The 16,943-nt window shown below is 47.0% G+C and carries 12 protein-coding genes; 11 read left to right on the top strand and 1 reads right to left on the bottom strand.

The features are described from left to right. The first annotated feature begins 242 nt into the window (after nt 1–242). The 7 genes from ACFVU8_RS20760 to ACFVU8_RS20730 all read left to right on the top strand — a co-directional run bounded on the left by ACFVU8_RS20760 (nt 243) and on the right by ACFVU8_RS20730 (nt 7,985). Nucleotides 243–1,241, top strand: a complete 999-nt coding sequence (locus ACFVU8_RS20760) for an aliphatic sulfonate ABC transporter substrate-binding protein (RefSeq protein WP_387429889.1) — start codon at nt 243–245, stop codon at nt 1,239–1,241. Nucleotides 1,242–1,576: 335 nt separating this feature from the next. Continuing rightward, nucleotides 1,577–2,425, top strand: coding sequence for an ABC transporter permease (locus tag ACFVU8_RS20755; protein ID WP_387429888.1), 849 nt, complete (start codon nt 1,577–1,579; stop codon nt 2,423–2,425). Beyond that, on the top strand, nt 2,422–3,240 hold the full coding sequence (locus ACFVU8_RS20750; protein ID WP_387429886.1) for an ABC transporter permease: 819 nt from the start codon (nt 2,422–2,424) through the stop codon (nt 3,238–3,240). Before ACFVU8_RS20755 ends, ACFVU8_RS20750 begins: the two co-directional genes overlap by 4 nt. A 27-nt stretch (nt 3,241–3,267) precedes the next feature. Next, nucleotides 3,268–4,638, top strand: a complete 1,371-nt coding sequence (locus ACFVU8_RS20745) for an LLM class flavin-dependent oxidoreductase (RefSeq protein WP_387429884.1) — start codon at nt 3,268–3,270, stop codon at nt 4,636–4,638. A 258-nt stretch (nt 4,639–4,896) separates the two neighbouring features. Further along, the gene (locus ACFVU8_RS20740; protein ID WP_387429881.1) at nt 4,897–6,105 is read left to right on the top strand and encodes a helix-turn-helix domain-containing protein; all 1,209 of its coding nucleotides are present in this window, start codon (nt 4,897–4,899) and stop codon (nt 6,103–6,105) included. 51 nt (nt 6,106–6,156) lie between these two features. Next, on the top strand, nt 6,157–7,188 hold the full coding sequence (locus ACFVU8_RS20735) for an ABC transporter substrate-binding protein (RefSeq protein ID WP_387429878.1): 1,032 nt from the start codon (nt 6,157–6,159) through the stop codon (nt 7,186–7,188). Further along, nucleotides 7,185–7,985, top strand: coding sequence for an alpha/beta hydrolase (locus tag ACFVU8_RS20730; protein WP_387429876.1), 801 nt, complete (start codon nt 7,185–7,187; stop codon nt 7,983–7,985). Before ACFVU8_RS20735 ends, ACFVU8_RS20730 begins: the two co-directional genes overlap by 4 nt. 135 nt (nt 7,986–8,120) lie before the next feature. Here ACFVU8_RS20730 and ACFVU8_RS20725 read toward each other — a convergent pair whose 3' ends face one another. Next, the gene (locus tag ACFVU8_RS20725; protein WP_387429873.1) at nt 8,121–8,666 is read right to left on the bottom strand and encodes a TetR/AcrR family transcriptional regulator; all 546 of its coding nucleotides are present in this window, start codon (nt 8,664–8,666) and stop codon (nt 8,121–8,123) included. A 144-nt stretch (nt 8,667–8,810) separates the two neighbouring features. Between ACFVU8_RS20725 and ACFVU8_RS20720 the strand changes: the two genes are divergently transcribed. The 4 genes from ACFVU8_RS20720 to ACFVU8_RS20705 all read left to right on the top strand — a co-directional run bounded on the left by ACFVU8_RS20720 (nt 8,811) and on the right by ACFVU8_RS20705 (nt 16,873). Then, nucleotides 8,811–9,914: a hypothetical protein gene (locus ACFVU8_RS20720; RefSeq protein WP_387429870.1), complete on the top strand. Its 1,104-nt coding sequence runs from the start codon at nt 8,811–8,813 to the stop codon at nt 9,912–9,914. Nucleotides 9,915–10,153: 239 nt separating this feature from the next. Next, entirely contained in the window at nt 10,154–11,230 is a 1,077-nt protein-coding gene (locus tag ACFVU8_RS20715) for an LLM class flavin-dependent oxidoreductase (protein ID WP_387429867.1), read from the top strand. A gap of 115 nt (nt 11,231–11,345) precedes the next feature. Continuing rightward, entirely contained in the window at nt 11,346–11,969 is a 624-nt protein-coding gene (locus tag ACFVU8_RS20710; protein ID WP_066372548.1) for a hypothetical protein, read from the top strand. Nucleotides 11,970–12,151: 182 nt separating this feature from the next. After that, complete coding sequence (locus ACFVU8_RS20705) at nt 12,152–16,873, top strand: cadherin-like beta sandwich domain-containing protein (RefSeq protein WP_387429864.1); 4,722 nt, start codon at nt 12,152–12,154, stop codon at nt 16,871–16,873. Nucleotides 16,874–16,943: the final 70 nt, after the last annotated feature.

Below are 16,943 nucleotides of genomic sequence, written 5' to 3'. Positions count from 1 at the left end.
AAAAAATAGTTTGACAAGTGATTTAAGTCATTGCTAATATAACAGGTAACAAAACGAATACATATTCAGTTTGTGGATGAGGAAATGAATATTGTCCAATCGACCAGACAACCGGAGATTGACGGGGTAATACTGACTGCAGCAATGCAGCAGAATGTACCGTGGCATCTCTTTTTTTATGCATAATACCTAGTAATCATGTGAGAAAAGTTTATTTAAATCAATCGATGGGGGAATGGGAGATGAAATTATTCAAAGTATGGGCTTTGATTCTATTGATAGCGGTGCTTACGGTGGGTTGCGTCAATACAGAAAAAAGCGGAAGTGAAGCCAAAGAAACCAATAACTATGAGGGATTGACCGTGAAGCTGGGCGTTCAGGGCAGCGGAGGGCTTTGGGGCAAAGCGCGGGAGGAGAAATGGTTTGAGGATGAGTTCGGAAAGCTTGGCGTGAAGGTCGAATGGGCAGAGTTCCAGAGCGGACCTCCGATGACGGAAGCCATTGCGTCCAATCATCTTGATTTTGCCGGGCTTGGTAACATGCCGATCATCGCCGCTCAGGCAGCGGATATTCCGTTCAAGGTCATCTCACAATTGCTAGAAGGAAAGAACAATGTGGCGATCATCACGCCGACCAGCAGTGCGCTTAAAACGATTGATGATTTGAAAGGTAAAAAAATAGCTGTAGCCAAAGGGAGCAATGCCTACAACTTCCTCTATCGCGGTTTGGCCGAAGCCGGAATTAAAGACTCCGATGTTGAAATTATTCAGCTTCAGCCGGATGAAGCGCAGCCCGCATTTGAGTCAGGCGGCGTAGACGCATGGGCTACCTGGGATCCCTATATTACGCTTAATACGTTGACGGGCAAAGCTAAAGTGTTGACGGACGGCGAGCAGTTGGGTGTATTGTCCCCGTCTTTCCAGATTGTGCGTAAAGAGTTTGCTGAGAAATATCCGGAGCTCGTCACACTTTACTTGAAAGTGTTCGAGAAAACCCGGCTTTGGGAAGAGCAGAACTTGGACGAAGCGTTGAACCGCTACGCAACAGAACGGAAAGTACCGGTTGAGGTGATCAAAGGAACACAGGTACGGTCCAAAATAATTAATATCCCTGTAAGTGACGAGATCATTGCCGAGCAGCAGAAAACGGCAGACTTCCAGTATGAGATCGGAAATATTCGCAAAAAGATTAACGTATCCGAGGTATTCGACAACCAATACGTGAAAGAAGCTTTGAAATAAAGGGCGTAAAGGTGAAGTGAACGACAGATAACAACTAAAAAAGTTATATGAGACGAACAAAAGAGAATAACAAAAAGCGAGAAGGAACGAAGGGGGAAGTTTGGAACTGTAGGAGCGGTAGCGACCGCCTGAAAGCTTTCCGCAGGAAAGCTCGCACCCGTAAGCATAGGCTGTCTCCGGATTTCAACCGCAAACAGCGGTACCATTGAAAGAAATCTGGAGACAACAGCGGCCGGAAGTCCAAACATTCCACCGTAGTGACGATCGAGCCTTACGTTAGGCTCTTAAGTTCGTCTTATATAGATAAATGAAATGAATGTAACGAGGTGGTAGTGATGGAGAATGCGGCAGCAACGCCGCTCGTACAGGAGAAGACGGGAACATCAAAGAGACCGAAGCGGCGGCGATCCATACAGGTTACTAATGTAGCGCTAGGGATCTTGCTGCCTGTAGCAACGGTTGTGATCTGGGAGATTGCGGCTGGAATGGGGAAGCTAAATCCGATTTTGTTGCCTGCTCCCAGTAAAATAGTGGAGGAATTCGTCAGTCTGACGTCTTCTGGCGAGTTGATACGTCATCTCGGGATTTCGGCATGGCGAGCACTGCTTGGCTTCTTGCTTGGCGGGGGATTGGGGCTGGCGGCCGGCATTTGGGTAGGTTTCTCCTACAAAACAGAGCGGCTGCTCGATCCACTGCTGCAAATGCTGCGTACGCTGCCTCATCTCGCAATTGCGCCGTTGTTCATTCTATGGTTCGGCTTTGGTGAGACGTCGAAAGTACTGCTGATCGCCAAAGGGACGTTTTTTCCGCTCTACGTCAATACATTCCTTGGCATCCGCTCGGTAGACGGCAAGCTGTTCGAAGTTGGTCGAGTGCTACAATTCAGTAAATGGCACATGATCTCGAAGCTGGTCGTGCCCGCCGCTATGCCGAACATTTTGCTAGGAGTAAGGTTGTCAGTCGGAGTTGCCTGGCTGGTACTAGTGGTTGCAGAGATGATGGGTTCTAGCTCTGGCGTTGGATTTCTGATCAATGATGCTAGATCATTCTCGCTGACCTCTGTCGTGTTCGTCGGAATTATTGTATTTGCGGTTGTAGGCAAGCTAACGGATTCATTGGTGAAATTGCTGGAGCGGCGGTTACTGCGCTGGCAGGACAGCTATAAGGGAGACGGAAAGCTATGAGTGGGCAAGTATTGGATGAGAAAAGATCGCGCCCAGAGGAGGAAGGTTGGCTCCGAGCGATTCCGAGGCCGCTTCACGGCTGGCTTGTGCCGGTAACGATCGCAATCGTCTGGGAGGCTGTCGGACAGCTTGGTCTTGTACCTGCATCTATGCTGCCCACACCGAGTGCCATTGTGAAACAATTTGTGGAGCTGATCGCCAGCGGCGAGCTCTATAAGCATATGAGCATTAGTCTTTATCGGGCAATGGTTGGCTTTTTGCTGGGTGCTGGGACGGGATTGCTGTTTGGTCTATTGACTGGTCTGAATAAAATCGCCGAAAAGACGCTCGATCCGTCCCTACAGATGATGTGGACCATTCCGCTGCTGTCGCTGATTCCGCTGTTTATATTGTGGTTTGGCATTGGCGAATTTTCCAAAGTATTAATTATCTCACTGGGCGCCTTTTTTCCTGTGTACGTCAATACGTTTCTAGGCATCCGCAATGTGGATCTGAAGCTATTTGAAGTCGCCCGTATCCTTCAGTATTCGCGGTTGCAGTTGATTACAAAGCTGATTATTCCGTCTGCACTGCCGAATATCTTACTCGGTATCAGGCTGTCACTTGGCATTGCCTGGCTGGTGCTTGTCGTCGCGGAGATGATGGGTACGAGCGCAGGCATCGGCTATATGATCCAGGACGCAAGAGCGTATATGCGAACGGATGTCGTATTTGTCGGCATTATCATTTTCGCCTTAATCGGGAAGATATCTGATTCAGGTGTCCGGCTGCTGGAGAAGCGCTGGCTTCGCTGGCGTGACACGTTCAAAGGGTGACTAACACCAAGGCAGGAGGGAGTTACGATGGGAACAAGAGATGAGCAGCTTCATTTGGGCGCCTTCATCTATTATAGCGGCCATCATCATTATGGCTGGCGGCATCCGGAATCCGGAGCGAAAGGGCTGTTTGATTTCAAATTTTATAAAAGATTGGCGCAAACCGCCGAACGAGGCAAGTTCGATATGATGTTTCTGGCCGATCTGCTGTATGTTCGCGGTGTTGAGGATGCAGCTTCCGGCATGCTGGAGCCGGTTCAGCTGCTCGCAGCCTTATCGACGGTGACGGAGCAGCTTGGATTGACGGCGACCGTATCGACAACCTACAACGAGCCTTATAACGTTGCGCGGAAATTTGCGTCGCTCGACCATCTAAGTGAAGGGCGCGCGGGTTGGAACATTGTAACGTCGCAGCTGGATGTTGAAGCTTACAACTACGGCAAGGACAAACACCCGGAGCATGGTCTTCGCTACGAGATGGCACGAGAATTCGTCGAGGTCGTCACCCGGCTCTGGGATACTTGGGAGGATGATGCGCTTATCATCGACCGCAAGGCAGGGATTTTCGCTGACGGAGCAAAGGTGAAGGAAGTTGAATACAAAGGCCAGTGGTATTCGACAAAAGGGGCGCTCAACGTTCCCCGCCCGCCACAAGGTTATCCTGTGCTAATCCAGGCGGGTTCTTCCGCTCCGGGGCAGGATTTTGCGGCTGCGTTCGGAGAAGTAATCTTTACCGCGCAACAATCGCTGGAAGCGGCGCAGGCATTCTATGCCAGTGTCAAAGGGAAGCTTGTGGCTAATGGCAGGCAGCCGGATAGTATCAAGATCATGCCAGGGCTGTCACCAATCATCGGGGCAACGGAGGAAGAAGCACAGCAGAAATATAAGGAGCTTCAGGATTTGATTCCGTCTAGTGTAATTGTCGGTGCCCTGTCCACCATGCTTAATTTTGACCTCTCCGGCTACCCAATAGATGGGGAGTTACCGGACATTCCCGATCCTGTCGAAGCGACCAATGGCATGAAAAGCCGCGTACAACTCATCATGGACATGGCGCGCAAGGAGCGCCTTTCGATTCAGGATTTAGGCGGGCGTCTGATTGGTGCCCGAGGGCATATGCAGTTTGTGGGCACCTATGGTCAGTTAGCTGACTTTATGCAGCATTGGTTTCAGGAGTATGGCTGCGATGGCTTCAACATTATGCCGCCAGTGCTGCCGGGCAACCTTGATGAATTCGTCGACCATGTCGTGCCGCTCCTTCAGGAGCGGGGGCTGTTCCGGAGAGAATATGCCGGAAGCACACTGCGCGAGCATCTTGGGCTGGAGCGGCCAGGTCTTCACCATTTTCAGGCTAGTCATGAACGGGGCGTTGAATCCGCTACAACAGCTGCGACTTGAGAAACGGTCAGCTTTGATGCGGTCGCAGCTATCCAGTGGTCGACGATAGCCGTGCCGTCTACTGACAATCCGCTCCAAAGATCCTCTCTTCATGGAGAGGATCTTTTTTTTGTATAAGCTAATCCAGCAACCGGTATAGTCAGGAAGACGGATAGCTTGTACATACGTTGCTATAAATTAAAAGATCACCTATTATTGAGAATGATTGTTATTATCAATTGATGGAGGCCGTCTAGATTGTGAAGGAGGAAGGTTTCAATGGAGAATCGGCTTGCAGCAATTGCTTCCGGTCGTATGGGAGAGGCTCAGGAACGGGTGCCTATGAAGCAAATGCGCGATTATATATCCACTCATTTTGGAGAACCGTTAACCCTAGATATTCTAGCTCAGGCAGCAGGGCTGAGCACAAAGTATTTTAGTGAAGCATTTAAGAAAACCTTCGGGCAAAGTGTGACGGATTATTTGACGTCCCTGCGGATCGGCCATGCGAAGCAACTACTGCGCGATACAGAGTGGGGGCTGCGTGATATTGCCCGGGCCTGTGGCTATAGCGATGAATTTTACTTCAGCCGTAAGTTTAAGAAGGAGGTCGGGATTGCGCCGTCTGTGTACAGTGAAAAGTTCTTTAATCGTATTTCTACGACCTGCACTGAGCTGACTGGAAATTTGCTTGCTCTAGGGATCATTCCGATTGCCGCTCCAATGGACCCTAAATGGACACCCTATTACCATTATTATTATCAATCCGCCATTCAAGTGCATTTGCATTACCAGAATAGTGGTAAGGATGAAGAGAATATGAAGATGCTGCTGGCAGCAAAGCCGGACATTGTGTTCATCCGGAAGCCGTTTGACGAAAATGCGGATCGTTCGGTGGAGATGGCGGGCATACGAACCATTAATGTCAAGTCCGAAGACTGGAAATTACAGCTTAGAGAGATGGCTGATGTATTGAACAAGCAGGAGGTAGGTCAGGCCTGGATAGATACCTATGAAGCAAGATTAACCGAGATCAGACCGGAAATTCGTCAAGCGGCGGGACAGGATCAATTTGCCGTGCTACGTCTATCGGACGAAAATCTCTTTCTTTATACCAATAGAGGTATTCGTGACGTGCTCTTTCAGGATATGGGTCTGTCCACAGCATTCCAGCAGCAAGAAGTATGCAACAAGCCGATTACTTTAGAAGAAGTGTTAGCGATAAATCCGGATCGGCTGCTGCTCATGGTCTGTCTAAATGCCCGTACACGGCATCACTGGCTGGCCCTTCAGCACAATCCGCAGTGGCAGAAGCTTCGTGCAGTCCAGCTGGGCCAACTCTATTTGTTGCCATCCAATCCTTGGCTCGAATATTCGGCAGTGGCTGTTTATCGTATATTGGAAGAAACGTTCATGCTGCTGACTGGGAAAAGTCCAAATCCCGATCCTGCCTCTGTCCATGGCCTATGGGCAAGGGTGGGCGTATAATCCATTCTTGTGAGAATTATTATCAATACAAGTATTGGGGGATGAACGATTTTGATTAACGTTTGGAACAAGAAGTCTCAAAAGCTGTTGTTGTTGCTAGCAGGGATAAGCTTATTGGCTGTTCTCATGGCTGGATGTGGTACAGGGGAGAATAACACAGTGCCTGAGTCTAAGACGGTCCCGGCAGAGGAAGCGCCGGTTGCAGCAGAAGCGGAGCAGGCCTCAACAGAGGAAGCACAGGCCACAGCAACTTATCCACTAGTAATTAAGGATGAGCTTGGACATGAGGTGACGATCCCTGCAAAACCGACGCGGATTTTTGCTCCTATACTGGAGGATTCACTGGCATCCTTGGGGATTAAGCCCGTTGTTCAATGGTCGAATGGGGCTCGAATTCAGGAATACTTGCAGGATCAACTAGCCGATGTACCTGTTATTACCTTTACAAAGGGCTTACCGCCTGCCTCCGAAGCGGTGATGAGCTATACGCCTGATTTAATTATTTTGCATAACAAAAATTTTGCCGAGAATGGCATTTACGAGCAATACTCGAAGATTGCCCCAACCTATGTATTTCAGAGCGCCACAACGGATTTCTCTCATTCACTGCTAACGCTCGGGGAAATGTTAGGCGAACAGGAGAAGGCAGCAGAAGTTCTGGCAGGTTATGCGGAGAAGGTGGCAACTGCCAAGGAGAAGCTGGGGACGGTCATTGAAGGGAAAAAGGCGGCGGTCATTCGCTTTAATTCTAAAGGGATGTTTTTTATGACTAGCGATTATTTCAGCGGATATGTACTGGCACATGATCTGGGCTTAAGCCAGCCTGAGTCTATCCAAGGCTCAACTGCTGCAGTTTCATATGAGGTATTGCCTAAACTGGATGTGGATTATATCTTCCTTGTTAAGGACGGTAATTCAGGGGATACCACTTTAAACGAGCTGAAGGAAAGCAGCATTTGGAAGAGCACTCCAGCTGTGAAAAATGGCAATGTATTTGAGACGGCGAGCGAATACTGGCTCACAGGGGGCGTTATTGCACAGAGCAAGGTTATAGATGATATTGTAAGCTTCATGACACCATGAACAAGCTGACCAGGAACCCCTACATTGCCGACCGCTGTTATGAATATGAGATGTCATCTATTCGTGGTGATCATTATCGAATTCTGATCGGAACTCCAGTAGAAGAAGCTCCGGTTAACGGTTATCCGGTTATCTATGCTCTGGATGGGGATGCGTTGTTCCAGACCCTTGCCGAAACGGTCAGACTGCAGACGCGCAAGCCTAAAGGGTTAGGGCCTATTCTTGTTATCGGAATCGGGTATCCGTCCAAAGAGCCGTTTGATATGGATCGGCGCTGCCTGGATTTTACGATACCGGCAGAAGAAAGCTTACTCCCGGCCAGGCCGGAGGGCCGACCGTGGCCACCGCATGGTGGAGCCGATCAATTTCTGGATTTTATTGAACGGGAGCTTAAACCGGTAATTGCTGGTGAATGGCCGATCGATCCAGATCGACAACTGATTGTTGGTCATTCGTTGGGCGGGCTACTAGTTTTACATGCCCTGTTTGCCAAACCGCACTTATTTACGCATTATGCTGCCGGTAGTCCATCCACCTGGTGGGCTGAAGATAAGATCTTCGAAGAGCAGGCGCAGTTCACACAGACTTGGCAGAACAGCGCATCTATTCGTCTACAGCTAACTACTGGTGCTCGTGAGTTGCCTCATATGCTGGACGGAAGCGATCGAATGGGGCAATCGATGAGGGCATTAAGTGACAGGGGAATAACCACGGATATAATCCGGTTTGAGGATGAGGACCATGTAAGTGTTCTTCCGGGAATGCTGGCCCGTTTGCCGAGGTTTATATGGTCGTGAGGATCGATTAGCTGGCTTGATAAAAGAACCTAGCCGCAGGCAAATTGCCTGCGGCTAATTTGTATACGTGGTCAATACATGACAGTAATACTTTGGTAAAATCCATAAGCGTGTATCTGTGATTTTACATGTGACCTAGAGCATTTCACCTACCATTTTAGGTTTCAAAATATCGCTAACCAGCAGTGCCAATTGGTCAATGGGCATTGCTTTATTTTGTTTAAACCAATATACGAGAATACCAACCAAGCCAGATGAAATAAAGGCTAATGAGTATTCGGTGTCAGTCTGGCTAAGCTGCAGAACAGTACCAATTTCATTTAAATAATCATAAAACTTTTGATTCAGAATATGGATTAAGTCATTTTGGATCAGGTGATGAATGAAGCTTTCATTATTATGGAAGAAAATAAAATACAATCGGGCTAACTCTTCCGTGGTTGCTACCTCTAAGTTTTGTATTTCTATGAGATATTCACGAAATAAATTATCCAGATGATACTCTATAATTTCTTCTTTGGAATCAAATAATTGATAAAATGTTTGCCTAGCCAGGTCACTTCTCTCCGTTATTTCTTTTATGGAAATGGTTTTATAGGGTTTCTCCTCTAGCAGTTGAAGTAACGAGTCCCTAAGCCATTTTTGTGAGCGTATGGCTGACGGGTTTGTTCCAGAATACATGACATTTCCTCCGATATGTAAGACTTGTCAGATAACGTTGACACTTGTCATTGTTTTTAAATATACTTTAGCCATAACTACGACAGATGTCAATTTTATAACAGATGTAATGATTATTAATCTACGCTTGTGGAGGTTAGTCCAATGGGAAATACGATAAAACGTGCCAGACTTGCCAATTCGGATTCCGATTACAAACAGTTGAATATTCTGCCTGACCAGCCGCTGCCTAGAGAAGATGGGATGAGAACCCATGGACGCGAAGGGTCTTATGAATGGTGGTACAACGATGCCGAGTTTGAAGATGGCACAACGATTGTTACTATTTTTTTCACTAAAAATTACTTTGACGTTCCCGGTCCGTCACATCCGACCGTTGATATTGATATCACGCATCCTGACGGAACCAAGACTACACAGTCTTTTCAAGAACCGAGAGGGACAGTGACCAACGCCAAAAGTGACATCTGTGATGTCAACATTGGTAACTCCTATTTGAAATATGAAGATGGAAAGTATATTTTGCATTTTGAACAAGGAGACGTTAAATACCATGCTACTATGACCTCAAAGCTACCGATGTGGCGTCCAGATACAGGGCATTGGTTCTACGGTGATCAGGATGAGCATTTCTTTGCCTGGTTTGTCGCTCAACCTTCTGCTGTGATCGATGCTACATTAACTATTGGAAACACAACAACCAAGTTAAAAGGAACCGGGTATCATGATCATAACTGGGGAAATATCAGCATGAATAAACTGATGAATCACTGGTATTGGGGGCGGGCGAAAGTCGAGGGCTTCGACATCATTGCGTGTGATATTATTGCGGAGAAAAATTATGGCTATAAGCGGCTTCCGGTCTTCATGATTGCTAAAGATGGTGAGATCCTAACAGATGACCAATCTCTTACTCAGGTTACAAGAGAAGATACATTTGAGCATCCTATCAACAAAAAATTCATGGATAATCATTTAGTTTACAAACAACCTGTTTCCAAGAAGGAGACCTACACCGTTGAGTTTATAAGAAAGAGAGATATCGTCGCGGTAAGTCTTCTAGGAAAGTTGCCACGCTTTAAAGCCACCGTCGCAAAATTGTTAGGTGCTAATCCAACATACACTCGTATTCTGGGTGAAGTTCGTTTGACGCATGACAAAGATGGCGTGAAGGAAGTCTATACACACGAAGGATTGTGGGAACAAATGTTTTTTGGGAATAACAAGGAATCGATTATCAATAAGTAAATATGCAAACCAGATGGAAAAAGTAATGCTGCCAGCGCGCACTGATATTATATCGGTGCGCGCTGCTTCAGTTTGGATTGAACTGCGCGTAGGTCGTTTATATATACAAAATGTTCATATTTAATATTTTGAATATTTAACTATAAAGAGATAGAATAGAATGATCAACTTGATTTGTTGTCGTTTACTATAGTAGCTAGAATAGTAGACAACAAATACGTACTAGGAGGAAACAAGTAGTGGAAATTGGTGTAAGCACCTTTGTTGAGACAACGCCTGATGTACATACTGGTAAGACAATGAGTCATGCTGAACGCATACGTGAAGTGGTGGAGGAAATCGTGCTGGCAGATCAAGTGGGATTGGATGTGTATGGTGTTGGTGAACATCATCGTCCTGATTTTGCAGCTTCAGCACCTGCTGTGGTCATGGCCGCGGCTGCATCCCTGACTTCAAAAATACGGCTTACGAGTGCGGTAATGATTCTTTCGTCTTCTGATCCGGTGCGCGTATTTCAGGATTTTGCCACGCTTGACGCAGTATCCAACGGCCGTGCAGAGATTATGGTAGGGCGTGGATCGTTTATGGAATCATTCCCGCTATTCGGCTACGATGTGAAAGATTATGAGGAACTTTTTGATGAGAAGCTGGAGCTGTTGCTGCAAATTCAGCAATCGGAAAAAGTCACTTGGAGCGGTAAACATAGAGCGGCAATAGATAATCTGGGAATCTATCCCCGCCCGGTGCAGGATCGTTTGCCGGTATGGATTGGCAGTGCGGGTAGTCCGGAGTCAGCCATTCGCGCCGGAGCCATGGGTTTACCTTTTGCACTCGCGATTATTGGGAATGTGAATCCTTCACAATATGCAGCGCATGTAAAGCTTTATAAAGAAGCGGCTGCCAAAGCGGGCCACGATGTCTCGCGGTTGCCGATTGCCACGCACTCCCATGGTTTTATTGCAGAGAGTAATGAGAAGGCGCTTGAGCAGTTTTTCCCTTCCACACATGCCCGAACGAATTTTAGAGCAGTGGAAAAAGGGCTGCCTCCCTATCATCGTGCAGATTATGATGCAGCGTGCAAGTTTGACGGGGCTTTATATGTAGGTGATCCGGAGACCGTTGCGAACAAAATCATTTATCTGCGCAAAGAAGTGGGCATTACGAGATTCCTGCTGCATGTCCCACATGGTACAATGCCGCATGCAGAGGTGATGGAAGCCATTAGGCTGCTCGGAACCGAAGTGGCACCTCGTGTGCGTGATGAAATTTCTCGCTGGGAACAAGAGCAGGGCATGGAGAAAGCTGGGCGCTTGTAGACTTAAGTGGCGGGATAACTTATAGCCTAGTCGTAACCCCTGGCAAAAGTACCATCAGGATGTCACTATTGCCCTATGAATTTTGATGGTATGATAGATGTGAGGTGAATTTATAATGACTAATGAGACACCAATTGAGGAAGAGAACAACAAGCAACCGGAAATGTCCGAAGAGGATTGGACTGAACTTCTGAAGGCAGTCCATCATAACAGCCTCGTTGCATTGCGAATGAAATTCCAGGATGTTGAAGGGCAAGTATTGAACATGGAAGCTTATGGTCCAGTTTTTGTGTACAATGTGAAGGATGAGTCCGGTAATGGATATTCATGCGGCTTTTTCCTGCGGGAATTGGTTGCGAGATTCCAGTCGGGCAATAAACCGGAAGTGTGGCTGGCTTCGTTCTACTATGAAATGATGAAGATTCCCGGGGGCAAGGCGCTTCCTAAACCGCCAGAGAGCGAAGAGGAAGCAAAAGCAGTCATCGATAATGTACTGGTTCCGCATTGCATCGCGGCAGTTCAGGAAGAATTCGCACCCCAGCAGGTTCATGCAGGCCTGGCCTGGAATCAGGAGCACGGTCCTATGTTCGAAACCGGATTCCCAGAGATCACGGAAGGCAGCAATGTGTGTGCAATTCCGCTTCATTTATTGCTAACCCACTTGCAACTGAACCGTGACCCTGCAGAACTGCTTGTTCAAGGCTTGTATCATATCCGTAAAGAACATGGCTTGGATTAAAATTGAATCATCATCGGAAAGACTTCGGAAAAACGGCAGAGATGCCGTTTTTTTGTGTTTTAGAATATGGAGTTTATTAAACTTTTATTAAATTAATTTTATACTGCTTTTCTCTTAACCCTCCTATTACATTCAGTTGATATAATAACGTGAATTTTTAATTGGGAGAGGGGTCAATTAACTTGAAGATAAGGAATCAGCGCTGGATGGCGGTCGTCCTTGTAGCAGCGATGGTCGTTCAATCATTGTGGTCTTTCGCAGGGACAGGCCATGCAGCAGCAACAGGCCCGATAAATACCAATAATCTGGCGAAGAATGTAGTCATCAGCCAGTTTTATGGAGGCAAAAAAGACGATGCTCTCGATCTGTATACTAACGACTTTGTAGAATTATATAACCCTACAGCAGAGCCGATTTCGCTTAACGGTTGGTCCATCCAATATGCTGATGATAAGAAAAAAAGCTGGAAGGCAGCAAATCTAGGATCTCCAACTGCCCAAATCCCTGCGTACGGTTATTATCTTGTTGCGCTTGGTAGTAATGGGAATGTTGGAAGCCAATTGCCTCAGCCGGATGCTGTGGAGGATTCTTTTAAAATAGGAAATAATAGCGGTAAGCTGGCACTCTTGAATACTACCCAGATCTTGACTTCCAACGACCCGATGAAGGACATGTTAAAAGACAAGGTCATTGATTTTGTCGGATACGATCCTGTCGTGGATGCCTCCTTGGGCAGTCCCGCGGCGCAAACGGGCAAGCAGTCGACGATACAGCGACTAGTATTCGATCCGCTTGATCCCGAGAAGAGCACGAATTCAGCTGCGACTCCGAATCGGGGGAATAACTGGGATACCCGCAATAATAGCAAGGACTTTGAAAAAATAAAAGATAGCAAGCCACGCAACTCCAGTAGTACAGCCGCTTATGCGATTCTAGAGAATAATCAGAGCGTACAAATGAAATCTGGATCAACCGTTGATCCAGCTCATAACAAAATCACTCTCACTGCTTTTAACGGTATTGTAAAACAGGGCCCATGGGCTTCCGAAGACTTCACTGTAACCGGACTTCCTGCAGGATTATCTGCGACGGCTAATGCCAACGGTGAGGGGATCGAGATTACGATTACCGGTGATGGCACGGCCAACATTGTTGGTGATGCCAATCTTACTTTTGAGATTAATCCTGGAGCTTGGAATCAACCCAACAAACCAACTAACCCAGTTAGTGTATACCAAAAGAACAACACCGCGACATTGGTTAAATTCACACCGTCCAACAAAATTGCAGCGGTTCCAATGTCATCTTCGATTAAAATGAGTGGTGCGAAGGATCTGAACGCCCGCTACCAGTTGAATCTTACGGCAGGGATTCCGGCCAATGGGGCGCTGAACTCCGATACATACAGTGTGTCAGGACTTCCTTCTGGAGACTGGAATATCGCGGCTGAGGGGCAAAGCAGTGACAACACGATTACCTTCTCCATTTCGGGGACTGCTACCACTCCTGTGCTGGATACTGCGCAACTTAAGGTGATTGTGAAGCCGGAGGCTATGCAAGATAGTGACTGGTTAGCTTCTGATCCGATAGGTATCACTCTACTTCGTTACAGTTCGCCAGTTCTTTCTGATGAGGCACGCAAGCAGGAAGTAGAACAAAGCATTGTAGATGACAACACCAGTTTCAATGATGCCGTAACCAAAGAATATAAGTACGGAAGTAACGCGATGGGAGCGAACGAGTACACGTTCTTGCGCGGTACGCATTCGTTGTTCAAATCCGATCTTGCGTCTGGACTGATCCCATCTCCTGCTTCGATCATTGCCGGGTGGAAAGACAAGGATATTATAACCTACACGCAAGGCGATGCACATATTCAGAATGTCGGTACTTTTAATGATAGCAAAGATCTGATGGTGTTCAGTCTGAACGACGTAGACTCCGCCGGAATCGGAAGCTTCTATGATGATTTAATCCGTTTTGTCACAAGTACTTATGTTGTAAAATACGATAAAGATAGCTCGGGTCTCACGAATTTGCAAGATGCTGATTTCCGTGACGTCTCCAAAACGTTCCTGGATACTTATAAAGATACACTGATTGAGATTAATAACGATAACAGTAAGAAAGCAACTAAGCTGACGAGAAGCAATGTTACTGCATACACCCAAAGTGTTATGGACAAAGTCTCCAAAGTGTCCTATGCCGAGGCGCTGCAAAAATTGCTGGGTAAGCGGGCGCTGAATGGGAAATTAAATATCGACGGTAATCCCGATAAGTTTGAACTGGCCACTGAGGCTGAAGTAGTGTCATTAAAAGGTGACTGGGAAAATTATAAAGCCCAAGTCAGAGGCAATTTCCCGAACCTTAGCGATGACCAGTTTAATGCCTATTTTACAATTAAGGATATTGTACGTCGTATTCACCAAGGAATTGGCAGCATAGGGGTAGAACGTTACAATGTGCTGATCGAAGGTCCTAGTAATACCAACACGGATGATATTTTGCTTGATGTAAAAGAACAAACGCGGGATGCTTATATCTCTAAAGATGCATATATCAAGACCGCAGTAGATACCGATGCTTATCTGGGCGTACTCGAAGCTTCGAATCGTTCGTTCCTGATCCGGGAAGTCTCGCCGTTTAAGGGAGATTACACCGATAAGCCATTCAAAAATAAGGATGAACTAGAGCAATATCTGATTGACGCAGCCAAGGCTTATGCTTATGCGGATTCTCGTCTGGACAAGGTGTCCGATGAACTGAATTACAAGTTTGAAGAGCGTTTTGTAACGAATATTTTGCCGGTTTGGAACGACCTGGAGAATTTTATTCTTAATGCGGCTGAGGACTATTCGCATCAGGTGGTAGCAGACTTTGCACTTGTTCAAGGCGATATGCTGGCCGGAAAATTAATTGATGTTTCTACGCTGGACAATTTGACTGTAGATACAGGCACGTTGTCTCCATCGTTCGATGCCGGAATCACCGAGTACAGCGTGACTGTCCCTCATTCGGTTGAATCGTTGAGTATCACGGCAAAGGCCAGCGATGTAAAAGCGAGTCTGACAGCTCAAAGCAAACCGTATGCCAATGAAACGGCTCTTACTTTGAAGTTGTCTGTTGGAAAGAATGACATTCCTTTCACTGTGACTGCACGTAATGATTCTACCAAGACCTATACCGTGACCGTGATTCGGGAAGCAGCGGAAGAGGATAGCAGCAGCGCTGATTTGAGCGACCTGAAGTTGTCCAGTGGAATCCTGAATCCTGTGTTTGACGGTGCTTTAACTCACTATACGTCACAGGTGGACAATGACGTACCGGGCATTACCGTAACCGCAAGCGTCTATGATAGTGCTGCTACATTCACTCTGAACGGCACTCCAGGAACGAGTGGTCAAGCCAGTGACTTGATCAATTTGAATGCCGGCAGCAATGAGCTCACCATTGTAGTGACAGCTAAGGATGGCTCCAGCAAGACTTATACTGTGGACGTGATCAGAAAAGCTGCGGAGGAAGCAAAGAACAACGCTGATTTGAGCAGTCTGACCTTGTCGAGCGGTACGCTGAATCCGGTCTTTGCACCTGACGTAACTAGTTATGCGACTCAAGTTGATTACAAATTATCAGGCATTACGGTAACAGCAAATGTCTATGATAGTGCGGCTTCGTTCACTGTGAACGGTACTCCGTCGGTCAGTGGACAAGCTAGCGGGGTTATTGATCTAAAGGTTGGAAGCAACATTATTCCGATCGAAGTGACAGCACAGAATGGCTCCAAAAAGGCCTATACTGTGATTGTGACCCGTGCTGCAGAGAGTATCCCAGATCCTACGGGCCCGACAACACCGGATCCTGGGACACCGGGTCCCGGAACGCCAGATCCTGGAACACCAGGGACTCCGACCCCTTCGACTCCGTCAGGAGGGACGAATAGTGGAAATACTCCGGTTCATTCCGGAAGCATTGCAGTGAACGGTGGCGTGCTGACCTTGAATGGAGCAACAATCAGTGTGCCAGCCGGATCAATCGAGAGCGGAATCGAGATTACTGTTTCTAAAGTAACTCAATCCTCGAATTTGTCCGCCGATGACACATTGAAGCTATTGGGCGATGTTTATGAGATTACGAAGAATAAGGCTGGCGATTTTGGCCAACCGGTGACCATTACTCTGACTTTCGACCCGTCGAAGGTGAACTTCAATAACTCGGTTGTAGGCTTGTACTGGCTGAATGAGCAGAGTAAGAAATGGGTGAAACTGGACAACCTGAAAGTGGATCAAGCTAACGGAACAGTGTCCGGAACAGTTACCCATTTCACGAAATTTGCTGTTCTGGTATCTGATAAAACAGAGCCTTCGATTCCGAAGGTAGAAAAAGATTTTGCTGATATCCACGGACATTGGGCAGAGGTCAGCATCAAGGAATTGGTATCCCTCGGTGGGCTTACCGGTTACCCGGATGATACTTTTAGACCTGACAACAAGATTACAAGAGCCGAATTCGTGACGATGATCGTGAAGACCTTTAACCTTCAGGCTGCGAATGGAAAAGAGCTTGCTGATACTAAGACGCATTGGGCTCACGATACCATTGCAACAGCGGCAGCACTCGGCATTGTTGACGGTTATAACGGAGACACCTTCGGTCCTGATGAGTGGGTGACCCGTGAGCAAGTTGCAGCAATGGTTGTTCGAGCTGCTAAACTGGCTTTGGCTGACAAGGACATCAGCTTCTCCGACAGCTCCAAGATTTCCGCTTGGGCGCTTCCTGCGCTTAAGACAGCGATTGATCAAGGGCTAATTAACGGATATACCGACGGTACAGTGAAACCGACAGGGAACACTACCCGTGCAGAAGCAGCAACAATCCTTCTAAGAGCACTCCAGTTAAAGAAATAAAGCATAGCTAAAAAGGCTGTTTCCCGGCAGGTAATACCTGTCTGGGGAGCAGCCTTTTTTTAAAAAATAA

This window comes from Paenibacillus sp. NPDC058177 (assembly GCF_042883835.1).
GTDB classification, from domain to species: Bacteria; Bacillota; Bacilli; order Paenibacillales; family Paenibacillaceae; genus Paenibacillus_AQ; species Paenibacillus_AQ agri.
Note: the sequence above shows the minus strand (reverse complement) of the source record. Positions and strands in the feature narration are given on the sequence as shown.